At 43.1% G+C, this 12,809-nt stretch carries 11 protein-coding genes; 8 read left to right on the top strand and 3 right to left on the bottom strand.

Translation table 11 applies throughout. From position 1 onward, the window contains the following. The first annotated feature begins 2 nt into the window (after positions 1 to 2). The 8 genes from L6410_RS08195 to L6410_RS08160 all read left to right on the top strand — a co-directional run bounded on the left by L6410_RS08195 (position 3) and on the right by L6410_RS08160 (position 8,754). Complete coding sequence (locus tag L6410_RS08195) at positions 3 to 3,497, top strand: phage tail spike protein (protein ID WP_237395295.1); 3,495 nt, start codon at positions 3 to 5, stop codon at positions 3,495 to 3,497. A 1-nt stretch (position 3,498) separates the two neighbouring features. Continuing rightward, positions 3,499 to 5,568, top strand: coding sequence for a DUF859 family phage minor structural protein (locus L6410_RS08190; RefSeq protein WP_237395294.1), 2,070 nt, complete (start codon positions 3,499 to 3,501; stop codon positions 5,566 to 5,568). A 12-nt stretch (positions 5,569 to 5,580) separates the two neighbouring features. Further along, entirely contained in the window at positions 5,581 to 6,015 is a 435-nt protein-coding gene (locus tag L6410_RS08185) for a DUF1366 domain-containing protein (protein ID WP_208583946.1), read from the top strand. A gap of 19 nt (positions 6,016 to 6,034) precedes the next feature. Then, complete coding sequence (locus L6410_RS08180) at positions 6,035 to 6,190, top strand: CD1375 family protein (protein WP_153308832.1); 156 nt, start codon at positions 6,035 to 6,037, stop codon at positions 6,188 to 6,190. A 3-nt stretch (positions 6,191 to 6,193) separates the two neighbouring features. Beyond that, positions 6,194 to 6,493, top strand: coding sequence for a hypothetical protein (locus L6410_RS08175; protein ID WP_029188584.1), 300 nt, complete (start codon positions 6,194 to 6,196; stop codon positions 6,491 to 6,493). A 2-nt stretch (positions 6,494 to 6,495) separates the two neighbouring features. Continuing rightward, positions 6,496 to 6,846, top strand: coding sequence for a phage holin (locus L6410_RS08170; protein WP_237395293.1), 351 nt, complete (start codon positions 6,496 to 6,498; stop codon positions 6,844 to 6,846). Further along, entirely contained in the window at positions 6,830 to 7,567 is a 738-nt protein-coding gene (locus L6410_RS08165; RefSeq protein ID WP_237395292.1) for a PlySs2 family phage lysin, read from the top strand. Before L6410_RS08170 ends, L6410_RS08165 begins: the two co-directional genes overlap by 17 nt. A gap of 719 nt (positions 7,568 to 8,286) precedes the next feature. Then, positions 8,287 to 8,754, top strand: a complete 468-nt coding sequence (locus L6410_RS08160; protein WP_172024730.1) for a GNAT family N-acetyltransferase — start codon at positions 8,287 to 8,289, stop codon at positions 8,752 to 8,754. Positions 8,755 to 8,774: 20 nt separating this feature from the next. On the opposite strand, the gene L6410_RS08155 is transcribed toward L6410_RS08160, so the two are convergent. The 3 genes from L6410_RS08155 to L6410_RS08145 form a co-directional block, all read right to left on the bottom strand. Next, on the bottom strand, positions 8,775 to 10,034 hold the full coding sequence (locus L6410_RS08155) for a hydroxymethylglutaryl-CoA reductase, degradative (RefSeq protein WP_237395291.1): 1,260 nt from the start codon (positions 10,032 to 10,034) through the stop codon (positions 8,775 to 8,777). A gap of 208 nt (positions 10,035 to 10,242) precedes the next feature. Next, positions 10,243 to 11,412, bottom strand: a complete 1,170-nt coding sequence (locus L6410_RS08150) for a hydroxymethylglutaryl-CoA synthase (RefSeq protein ID WP_237395290.1) — start codon at positions 11,410 to 11,412, stop codon at positions 10,243 to 10,245. A 25-nt stretch (positions 11,413 to 11,437) separates the two neighbouring features. Continuing rightward, entirely contained in the window at positions 11,438 to 12,622 is a 1,185-nt protein-coding gene (locus L6410_RS08145; protein ID WP_172041190.1) for an acetyl-CoA C-acetyltransferase, read from the bottom strand. Between the last annotated feature and the right edge of the window lie 187 nt (positions 12,623 to 12,809).

Raw genomic sequence — 12,809 nt, 5'->3', positions numbered from 1 at the left:
TTATGTTATTGACAATCCATGACGCAAGTTTGAGAAAGGTTGCTTTTATTGATAATGATAAACAGGCTACGCTGAATTATTTCAACGATACCTGGATTAGGTACCTTGAAACAGGTTCTAGTACATTTGATTTCACAGTATTCAAAAAAGCTATCATTTCAGATGTGGGGCGTAAGCGTGCCTACAACTATCTGAATGAGAAAGCCTTTGTTTCATTTCAGTACAAAGGCAAGACTTATCTGCACACAATCCGCAAAATTGAGGAAAATGAGCAAGTTATCAAGTGCTATGGTATCAATCTGAACCTTGAACTTATCAATGAGTATGCAAATCCATATAAAGCACCTAAGGCTATGACTTTCAAAGAATACTGTGACGCAATGGACTTGCTAAACTTTACATTCTTGAAAATTGGTGTAAATGAGATTTCTACTCAGAAAATCTCTGCTGAGTGGGAGGGGACAGACACCAAACTCAACCGTCTACTTAGTCTAGCTAAGAAATTTGGTGCAGAAATTGAATTTGACACCCACCTCAACGCTGATAGCTCTATCAAATCGTTTATCGTAAACGTCTATCATGAGAATGATGACGATCATCAAGGAGTAGGGCGTGTCAGCCCTACTATTTTGAAGTATGGCAAAAACCTCAAGGCGCTTACTAGGACGGTTGACAAAACTAATGTCTACAACATGGTTCGTCCAACTGGGAGAACTGAGGACGGTAAAACTGTCACCATTTCAGGTCTTAGTGCATGGTCTGTCAATAACTCTAAAGGGGAACGCGAATTTTATCAGGCAGGAGAGGGGCTATATGCCCCTCTTTCTATGCAGATGTATCCAGCAGCCTTTACAAGTGGCACAACGGGTGACCAGTGGATAAGAAAGGATATGACTGTAGAGAGTTCAAATCCTGAGGTTATCCGATCAACTGCTTACCGTGAACTTAAAAAGAACTGCTATCCAGCTGTTACTTACGAGGTGGAGGGGTTTGCTGACCTTGAAATAGGGGACACTGTCCAAGTTTATGATGACGGCTTTAGTCCTGTTCTATTGCTTGAAATGAGGGTGTCTGAGCAAACCATTAGCTTTACCAACCCTAAGAACAACAAGACAACCTTTTCCAACGCTAAGGCGCTGGAAAATCGTCTTTCAAATGGTATTCAAGAACGACTGAACCAGATGATTGAAGCCTCTAAACCCTACCTTATCAAACTGGCTACTGATAATGGTGTTATTTTCAAGAATGGAACTGGTCAATCCATTGTGACACCCACTCTTTACAAGGGCGGCAAGCCTCTGACTGCCAACGTGACTTGGCGCTGGTCTTTGGATGGCGCTGTTAAAACGGGGATGACCTACACTGTCCGTGGTGCAGATGTTACAGATACATCTACTTTAACGGTGGCAGCATACATAGGTAACGATGAGGTAGCTGTTGATGAGCTGACGTTTGTAAACGTATTGGATGGTCGAGATGGACCAAAAGGCGAAAAAGGAGAACCTGGTCAAAGAGGGGCTGATGGACTTCCAGGTCGTGACGGAGTAGGTATTCGTTCAACGACCGTCACTTATGCTAGTTCAACCAATGGTGCTACGGCACCGACGACTGGTTGGACTGCGGAAGTTCCGACTGTTGCCCCTGGCAATTATCTTTGGACCAAGACGGTATGGACTTATACAGACGGCAACACGGAGACTGGCTACAATGTCTCTCGTATTGGTCGTGATGGTAATACTGGTCGAGATGGTATCGCAGGTAAGGACGGAGTAGGTATTCGTTCTACGGCTATCACATACGGTCAGAGTGCATCTGGTACGGTACAGCCGACAACATGGACAACCCAGGTGCCGAGCGTACCAAGTGGCCAGTATTTGTGGACAAGGACTGTCTGGACTTACACAGACAATACAAGTGAAACAGGGTACTCTGTCGCGAAGATGGGCGAAACTGGTCCTACAGGAGCAAAGGGTGACCGAGGAGCTACAGGTCCACAAGGACCACAGGGGCCTACAGGTCCGCAAGGGGCACAGGGACTCCAAGGCTTGCAAGGTCCCAAAGGCGACCAAGGTATCCCTGGAGCTAAGGGAGCAGACGGTCGTACTCAATACACACACATTGCCTATGCTGATAACGCAACTGGCGGAGGATTTAGTCAGACAGACCAAACTAAAGCCTATATTGGTATGTATCAAGATTTTATTGCCACTAATAGCACTAATCCTGCTAGTTACCGATGGAGTAAGTGGAAGGGAGACAAGGGAGATACGGGTGCACAAGGTGTGCCTGGACCTAAAGGTGCGGATGGACGGACTCCATACATCCACTGGGCTTACTCAGACAATGCAGATGGTACAGGTCTGACAGCATCTGATAATGGTCAGCGGTATATCGGTCATTACTCGGACTATACGCAAGCCGATAGTACGGATAAAACCAAATATAAATGGGCTGATAGATGGGCGAGGATTGAGGTTGGTGGACGGAATTTATGGATTCAATCAAAAGCAAATGGTGGATTCGTAGAAGAAAGCCTACCGGACAATCATATCACTGGTCAAAAGAAATGTTATAAGCTCACCAATAATACTAGCTTATATTTTAATATAGAGCCGAATTTCAGCCCTAGATTGTATCAAAAAGTTACTTTTAGTGCTTGGGTAAAATATGATAATGTCGTTAAAGGAACTAATAACTGGAATATGTTTAACTGCTTTAAACATTCAATTGTTCGTAAAAACAGCTCGACTGGTGCAACTACATCTACAGATTATCTAACTTTAGCAGGGTTTACAGGAACATCGGACTGGAAGTATATAACGTATACCTACGACTACTCAGCAAATAAGTCATACGACCAACTTAAAACTCCCATTTACTTTAACCTTGAGAGTGTTATCAGTGGTACCGCTTGGGTGACTGGTATAATGATACAATTTGGGACGGTTGCTACTGGACATGAATGGGCTCCCGAAGACATAGAAAAAGAACTCGACTCCAAAGCTGACCAAGCGCTTACCCAAGAGCAACTCAATGCACTAAACGAGCGGGCAGGTATCATGCAGGCAGAGTTGGAAGCAAAAGCAAGTCTCGATACTGTAAACAACATCTTGAAACAAATCAAAGATATGAAAGCAGCCGACGAAGCTACATGGGCCAAAGTTGAAAAGGACCTGATAACTCACTTACAGCGTTTCATAAAAATTGAGACAAACCTAGGAGACCAAGCACAGCGCTGGAATGCGGTAGATACCTTTATGCAGGTCTCGAACGAGGGTTTGTCACTAGGCAAGGCAGACGGTAGCTCCAGCATGTTGTTCAGCCCAGATGGACGTATCACGATGTTTTCAAGTGGTACTCCAGTCATGTATGTGGATAAAGGGGTTATCCACATTGACAACGGTATCTTTTCAAAGACGGTTCAAATCGGACGATTTAGAGAAGAACAGTACCACAACAATCCCGACATCAATGTTAAACGATACGTAGGAGGATAGGATGGCTAGATATTCCAACACAAGCAACAGCTTACATTTGAATGTGTATATTGACCAAGCTAAGCAGAGCATTCCGTCTAATAGCTCAACGGTTAACTGGAGTGTAACGGTCTCTAGAACTGGCAATTACTACACATATAACCAATCAGGCGACTCAACACTTGTTGTAACGATAGATGGAGTGCAAGTTCATTCTTCGAATCCGCGCTGGGCTACAAGTGGAGAAGAAGTACAGTTAGCCAGTGGCAGTCGTACAATTAGTCACAATGCCGATGGCTCGAAAAAGGTTTCTATTTCAGCTGATTTCAATCCAAATAACGGCATACACGGGAGAATAATCACTAGCGGAAGTTTGGGACTGACAACAATCCCACGTTCCAGCTCTGTAAGCGTCGGTTCTGGTGTTATTGGTAGTGCACTTACTATCAACATCAACCGTCAAAGCTCCAGTTTTAAACATACTGTTAGATATGCGTGGGGCAATAAACAAGGAACAATCGCAAGCAATGTAGATACGTCTACAACTTGGACTATTCCTCTTGATTTCGCCAATGATATTCCGAACTCAACAAGCGGGACTGGTACAATCTACGTTGATACCTACTCAGGTTCGACAAAAACAGGTACGCAATCAACTGCCTTTACAGCAAGCGTTCCAGATAGTATCAATCCCAGTTTGACCGGTTTCATACTGATAGACGGAAATACTGCCGCTAGGGCACTGATTCCGGGAGAACAACAGTTCGTGCAGATTATTTCGAACATAGCCGTTCACTTTGGGCAGGCTACAGGTGCATATGGTTCAACCATCACAAGTTATCACGCAGAGATAGTCGGCAAGAACCAGTCTACTAGTCAAAATGGTGGTAGCTTAGGAATCATGAACTATCATGGTCAGGTTACTATACGAGCAAGGGTGACAGATAGTCGTGGGCGAACGAGTAACACGATAGAGCGAACTGTGACAGTATTGGAATATTTTGCACCAGCTTTCAATTTTGGTGTGGAACGTTCGGGAGCGACATCGAGTACATTCTCTATTCTCAGAAACGCTCGTATAGCTCCGCTGACGGTAGGCGGCAGTCAACGGAACACAATGACTTTGACTTTTCGTGTAGCTCCAGCTGATAGCAATAATTACACGACAGACAACGGTCCAGCATCTGGTACTTTTACGACCTTGTCGAGCCTAACAAATTCACTGGCCAATCTATCAGGTACTTATTCTTCGGATAAGTCGTGGGATGTCATAGGAATACTTGAAGACAAGTTCACTCGTTCGGAGTTTAAAATTAAAGTTTCGACCGAAGCGGTAGTATTCAGCTATGAGAAAGGCAACCGCTTTGCGGTCGGTAAAATCGTAGATACTAACCTCCCCGAGGGGTCTGTAGAGTCAACTGGTGGATATTACTTGAACGGTAAGCCAATCCAGCAACATCAATTGACAAATGTCGAAGGAAATACTATCTACGCATACAATACAGATGTCAATACTCATGTTAACAATGGCACACGCTGGATAAATCCAGGATGTGCAAACAGTCCCTTTCCGTCAAATTATGGCTGGATCGAAACGTGCAGAGCTACAACCGATATATTTCAGGTTGCAAAATCTTGGTATGGCGGGTGGAAGGTGTATAGGCGGCATGCTATCGGTTACAAGTCCTCAAATGGTTCTGCCACATGGTATCCTTGGGTCGAGATAACTCCCCAAACCAACCACCCAATGCTACAAGAGAAACCACTAAAGACATTGACGATGGGATTTCCGTATAGCATGAAAGCCAATCTTGTCCGAAAGGGAGATGTAGTAACAATCAGTCTAATTCGGAATATATATTCCGTGGATTCTTTCGAACATGCAGTCATGCAGGAAAAGATACCAGCTGGATATAGACCTGTTGTCGATGTCCATATGACCGTAAATACAAATGTATCTCAGTTCACAAAAAGTCCAAATATCTTGCATTTCGCACCAGACGGAACCATTAGGATGACGAGCAATACGGTCGGTGGACATGTAATGACTGGCACGATTACATATATCACTAATGACCCATATCCAGCATAGAAAGGAATAGCTATGAGGTTAAAATTTGGAAACAAATCGTTGGAATATACGCAAGGGGAACGTCCGAAAACTAGAGTATTACTTATCAATGATGAGGGAGCTATGTATCCCATCTATTTTGATAAGGAAGCTATTGATAAGTCGGATGCAGAACTATTTGAGTTGGCACTCGAGAAAATCTATCAGGATAATTTTCCGAATAGAGCAGAGGATGAAAAATTCAATGAAATTGGCAAACGTCTTGCCAAGGTGGATGATATTACCGAAGAAGCTACAAAGAATCTTGAAAAGGTTAAAGAGCAAGTAAAATTGTCCGCAGCTTCCCGTTCATCATTCTTGAAAATTACCGCTCTGCTCTATGAGAAAGGAATCCTTACCGATGAAGAACTTTTTGCGACAGGTATCTTTGATGATGAATCTGAAGATAGTCCTGAAACTGATATTTAATAAAGATAGGAGAATTGACATGATGATTAAATTATATGCTCTAGAAGTTATGGAAGGCAACATGAAGTGGAAGGATATTAAATTTAGTCCAATTATTAAGGACCGAATCAAATCCTACATTCGCAAGCTAGTTGAAGATGATGAAATCTTTAACGAATTGACCAAGGAGGAGTAGTCTATGCCTTTTGACGAAGCCCAACGAATTGCAGAGAGTCAATTGACCTGGGAAATCCTATTCATTATCCTCTTTATTGTTGTCGTGGGCTTCTTGGTCCGCACATCTGATAAACGAGAAAAAAAGTTGATGGATTTTCACGAACAGTCCAAGGCTGACTCGAACAGACGCGAAGACCGCTTAATGACTCATTTGGAAAGAACGACTGAGGAATTAAGCACAATCACTTACACGGTTGGTGATATCCAAAAGGAAATGGTTCGGATGAATAACCGTATGGATGAAATTGAGAAAGGAGAATAACCATGAATCAACTTACTGAAATTATTATTGGATCAGCAACAGGAATTTTAGCTATCGTAGCAGGCATGATTGTTCACGAGGTCAAAAAGTATTTGATTGCAAAAGGCGGCAAGCGAGCGGTCGAAATCACAGAGATTTTGGCTCGTAACGCCGTCAATGCCGTTGAGCAGATTACTAAGCTCGACCAAGACAATCATGTTGATAAGCTAGACATGGCCAAGCGACGTGTGACAGGTCAGTTGGCCAAGTACAATATCTATATGACAGATACGCAGCTAGAAACGTTTATTGAATCAGCAGTCAAGCAGATGAATGATGCGTGGAAAGGAGAAGCCTATGACAACAGTAAATGAAGCATTAAATAATGTAAGAGCTCAGGTTGGGTCTGGTGTATCTGTTGGTAACGGCGAATGCTATGCATTAGCCAGCTGGTACGAGCGTATGATTAGTCCAGATGCCACAGTTGGTCTTGGAGCTGGTGTCGGTTGGGTCAGCGGAGCAATCGGTGACACCATTTCAGCCAAAAATATTGGCTCGTCATATAACTGGCAAGCTAACGGCTGGACCGTATCCACATCTGGGGCGTTTGTGCCCGGTCAGATTTTGACATTAGGGGCAACGGCGACTAATCAATACGGGCACGTCGTGATTGTTGAGGCGGTCAATGGCGACCAACTGACTATCTTGGAGCAAAATATGTACGGCAAGCGGTACCCGACTCGCAACTACTACAGTGCTGCCAGCTATCGTCAACAGGTCGTACACTACATCACACCGCCAGGCACTGTCGCGCAGACAGCTCCAAATATGGCAGGTGCCCGCACATACCGCGAGACAGGTACCATGACCGTCACAGTTGATGCAATTAATGTCCGTCGTGCACCTAATACATCCGGTCAGATTGTCGCGGTCTATAAGAGTGGTGAGTCATTTGACTATGACACGGTTATCATCGATGTCAACGGCTATGTGTGGGTGTCGTATATCGGCAGCAGTGGCATCCGCAATTATGTAGCCACAGGAGCCACCAAAGACGGCAAACGCTTTGGCGATGCCTGGGGTACTTTTAAATAATAATTTTAGCCCTTAGGAAAAATCCTAGGGGCTTTTTTTCGTGCTCAAGATAATCTCAAGTTAGCTCAAGATACAGTAGCTTTCGAGAAATGAAAGTGGTACAATGCTAGTAAGAAGCGTCATTGTGTAGCAGGTATGCCCCAAAGGATACTAATGGTATTGTTGGGGCAAAATTGGGGCATAAGTTTAAAACTTACTAATACTAACCCATGGAAATTGTTTATTTTTACTACCTATGAACACTATTAAAGTAAGATTTTCTACTATATAATACTTATGAAATTATTATCTATTAAAAAGACGCTGTAAAATAAAACAGTCTGGGGATAGACTGTTTTATCCCTCGCCTAGAAATAAAAGAGCGAGGAGTAACGTGAAAAAGTCTATTGTATCAACGTTTCTACGTTGTGCAATAGGCTTTTTTCTGTGTTTTGGGACTCCCAGAGTCAGGGGAGTGACTCTGGGAGGTTGGAGATGAAGCAAAAGCCTTTTGCGTCAAAGAAGGGCTAAATTTTGGTGGTTTTCTATATTACACATTCTCGTTTTAAGACAACAAAAAACCAGCCTTGGCGGGCTGATTCTTTTTGGAGATTTATGAAAAATTTTAGGATACACTTATAGTATATACGAATTTTCAGATTCTTCATCGGTCTGCAGACCTATTTTGTTAAAAAAGAAACATGTGCTATAATAGAAAAAATAAAAAGGGGAGTTTTTTTATGACAATCCGTAAAGCTAGACCATCTGATATTCCAGTTTTAAATGAATTATTACAAGATATTTTACAGGTGCATCACCAGGCGCGACCAGATATTTTTAAAAGTGCAGGTCAAAAATTTTCTGAGGATGAATTAGTAGCACTTTTGGAAAATCCAGATAAGTCTATTTTTGTCTTTGAGCTAGAGGGACAAGTTGTAGGGCATCTATTTTGTGAGTTTAGGACTACAAGCGGTGATGTTTTAGAAACAATCAAGACCTTATTCATTGATGATTTGTGTGTAGCCAGCTCTGTCCGTGGTCAAAAAATTGGTGAGCAACTGTATGAATTTGCTCTTTCTTACGCTAAGGAGCATGGTTGCCACAACCTTACCTTGAATGTTTGGGCAGATAATACAGGAGCTGTTCGATTCTATGAGCGTTTAGGTATGAAACCACAAGTGGTTCGTATGGAGAAAATAATTGATTAAAAAAGAGGGAGGTCCCTCTTTTAATTATCTCTCATTTTTTCCAAAAGTTTTTGAGCAGTTTCTAGGTTGCTGTGCTTTTCTTTCCGCAGGAGTTGGGCTAGTTGATCTACTTCATGCTCTTCGGCACCAGCAAGTAGCGCTAGGGATTTTGCCTGAAGCTTCATGTGACCAGCCTGAATCCCTGAAGTAACAAGAGCACGTAGAGCAGCAAAGTTCTGACAGAGACCGACAGAAGCGATGATAGAAGTTAATTGGCGTGCCTTTGGTTGTTGGAGAAGGTCAAAAGCAACTGTTACCTTTGGATTGAGCCCAATCGAGCCACCGACAGAAGCAATTGGGAGGGGTAAAGTGATTGAGCCGACCAAGTGCTCGCCATCAATGGACCAAGTAGAAAGCCCCTTGTATTGTCCATCACGGCTGGCATAAGCATGGGCCCCGGCTTCGACTGCCCGCCAGTCATTTCCTGTAGCGATAACGACAGCATCTATACCATTAAAAATCCCTTTGTTATGTGTCGCAGCACGATAAGGGTCCACTTGCGCCAGTTTGCTTGCCAGGGCTATTTTTTGCGCAGTTTCTTGGGCAATGGCAGAGCTGGTAGCAAGGCTAGAGATGGATATATGACATTGGGCGGTGACCAGTGACTCCGTTGCATAGTTGGAGAGGATTCCCATCAAAGCCTGTCCCTTGCTGAGCTCTTCTAAATCATCCTTAATCGCTTCTAACATGTTATTGAGGATATTGGCTCCCATGGCTTCTTGTACATCAACCTGAAGATAGACAATCAAAAACTCATCCTTACTCTCAACAGTCAATTCTCTTGCACCGCCCCCTCGTTTAACAATGGAAGGGTGTGCTTGATTGGCAGTTTCTAAAATACTCTCCTTATGGTCAAGAATCGCCTGTGTCGCTCTGCTATGGTCCGAAATAGCGTAGAGAGCAACTTGTCCAATCATGATACGGTTGTGAATAGTCGTTGTAATACCGCCTGATTTAGCGATGATATTGGCTCCGAATGATGCAGCTGCAACCACAGAAGGTTCCTCAGTGACCATGGGTACTGAATGAGTCTGTCCATCCACGAGCAGTTCAGGAAGTACAGAAAAAGGTAAGGAAAATGTTCCTAGATGATTTTCTGCCATCTTTCCCGCAATTGCTTCTGGCAAGTTTTCGTCTTTGTAAAGAATGTCCAAGCTATCTTCGGATAGGGAACGATTCTGACGGAGAATATCAATGCGCTCTTGGCGTGATTTTTTATAAAATCCGGAAAAAATTGACATAGGTTCCTCTTTCTACAAGAAAGCACCCCTTGGTGAGAGCCAAAGGGCGCCATTTTGGCTTCTATAGTCATTTGAATTAGCTTTGATACATCGTCACTTTCGGCTTGCCGTACTCTACGAAAGTGACTTGTTTCTCAAGTCTTATTTCCAACCTAGAACAGCCTTTAGGCTGTTCTAGCTACCTGCACCTCAGTTCCTTGTCTGAAAGCTAATTCATTCGACTATATTTACGATAGATACGTTTGTGGTTTTCCACTTTGATAAGGGCAAAGGGACTTTGGTCTGCTGGTAGGTCTAGAGATGTTCCGTTTTCATCAAGAGACACTTCTTCAAAGAAGACTTGTTCGTATTCCTTAACGCTGAGTTTTGTACGCTGATTGAGTTGTTCTAAACGATTCTCTTCTAAGTAGTTCTGATAACCCTCAACAAGGGATCCGCTAAAAATCTCACAGACAGCACCGCTACCATAACTATAAAAGAGGATTTGATCCCCTGCCTCTAACGCTCTGCTATTTTCCAAAAGGGAAAGAAGAGAGAGGAAAATAGAGCCAGTGTAGATGTTGCCGACGACTTTATTATAGACGATAGCTTCCTGGAAACGTTCTGTCAAGCGACTAAGAGTTTCTTCATCCTGAGCAATAGCTTGCAATCCTTTAAGGCCTTGCTTGGAGAATGGAATATGTAAGCACATGGCAGCAAAGTCTTTAAGTGTTTTGCCTGTTTTTTGTTGATAATAGTCGAAAGTTGTTGTCAAGCAATCGGTATATTGTTCAGTTGAAAATTTACCATCAACACGTGGGTATTTGTCATAGTTTGGACGCCAAAAGTCATAGATATCGCGTGTCTGGCAGACATTATCATTGTTGAGGACCAAAATTCGTGGGTTTGCTGTTACCAACATGGCAACGGCTCCGGCACCTTGGGTTGGTTCGCCACCTGATGCAACTCCGTATTTGGCAATATCACTGGCAATAACCAAGACTTTTGAATTTGGAAATTGAGAGATATGGCTTTTAGCGAGGCTCAGGCCAGCAGTTGCACCGTAACAAGCCTCTTTCATCTCGATAGAACGAGCAAAAGGTTGGATGCCGAGTAACCCATGAATGGTAACAGCTGCTGCCTTACTTTGATCTACGCTAGATTCTGTACCGACAATAACCATATCAATGGTTTGTTTATCTTCTTCTGTTAGAATGGCTTCGGCAGCCTTTGCACCAAGACTGATAATGTCTTGAGTGACTGGAGCTACAGCCATTTCTGATTGAAGAAGGCCAATTTTAAATTTATTGGGGTCAACATTGCGGGCTTGGGCCAAATCTGCCAAATCTAAAACATAATCGGGTGCCGCAAAACCGATTTTATCAATACCGATGTTCATAATTTATCCTTTGTTAATGGTTAGGTTAGTTTGTTTGAGCATTGGAAATGATGAGGGAAATTCCTTGTCCCCCTCCAATGCAGAGTGAACAGAGTCCGAGCTCTTTATTTTGCTTGATTAATTCATGGATTAGGGTGACCAAAATCCGGCTACCACTTGCTCCAATTGGATGACCTAGTGCGATTGCTCCACCATTGACATTGACTTTTGCAGGATCAATGCCGAGTTGTTTGACAACTGGAATTGATTGGGCTGCAAATGCCTCGTTGAGTTCGAATAGATCGATATCCTCGACTGTTTTATTCAGTTTTTGTAGCGCTTTTTGGCTAGCAGTAATAGGTCCAAGCCCCATCAATGCGGGATCTAAACCGCTAGTTGCGTATGCTTCGATATAAGCAAGTGGCTGAATATTTAGCTCTCTTGCTTTCTCATCAGACATGAGTACCAAGACAGCACAGCCGTCGTTGATACCTGATGCATTAGCTGCGGTGACAGTTCCATCCTTTTTGAAAGATGGACGGAGTGTTGCCAATTTTTCAATTGGCGTCAGACGAGGATACTCATCTGTGGCAAAAATAGTTTCGCCTTTTCGACTGCTCAGCCTAATTGGAACAATTTCTTCAGTGAAACGCCCTTCAGCGATAGCTTTTGCAGCCTTTTCTTGGCTGGTGCGGGCAAATGCATCTTGCTCTTCGCGACTGACATGATAGCGTTCGGCAACATTTTCAGCGGTAATACCCATGTGATAGTCATTGAAGGCATCTGTCAAACCATCCGTTAACATGGAATCTTCCAAGGTAATATGACCAAACTTACTCCCAAAGCGGCTTGATTTGGATAAGTAGGCCGCCTGACTCATGATTTCGATACCACCAGCAACAACGACGTCGTTATCGCCAAGAAGGATGGATTGAGCAGCAAGAAGGACTGATTTGAGTCCAGAGCCACAAACCTTATTGACCACATAAGCAGAAGTGGTCTCTGGAATACCCGCGCGTAAAGCAATTTGGCGGGCAATATTTTGTCCGTGACCAGCAGAAAGGACGTTGCCAAAAATAACTTCATCTACAACGTCAGCTGGTATTTGTTTGTTTTGTAAAGTTGCTTCGAGAACCTGTGCGCCAAGTTCAGCAATGTTTATATCTTTTAGACTGCCTCCAAAACTGCCGATAGCAGATCGAAATGCAGACACGATAGCTACTTTCTTCATGAATTCTCCTTGAAATCTAATCAGAACAGTCGTGCTCAGCCTAACTATTATATCACTTTTTTTCGTAAATCCTAAGAAGAAAGCTAGGTCTACAGACTGAATTTTCAAGAAAGAAAAATGTAAGCGTAAACAGATTGTGGAAAAACTAGCATTTTCTGACCAATTCGTGTAAAATAGAGAAGTACAA

This window comes from Streptococcus parasuis, from assembly GCF_021654455.1.
Taxonomy (GTDB): domain Bacteria; phylum Bacillota; class Bacilli; order Lactobacillales; family Streptococcaceae; genus Streptococcus; species Streptococcus parasuis.
This window is presented reverse-complemented; position numbering and strand designations above follow the sequence as displayed.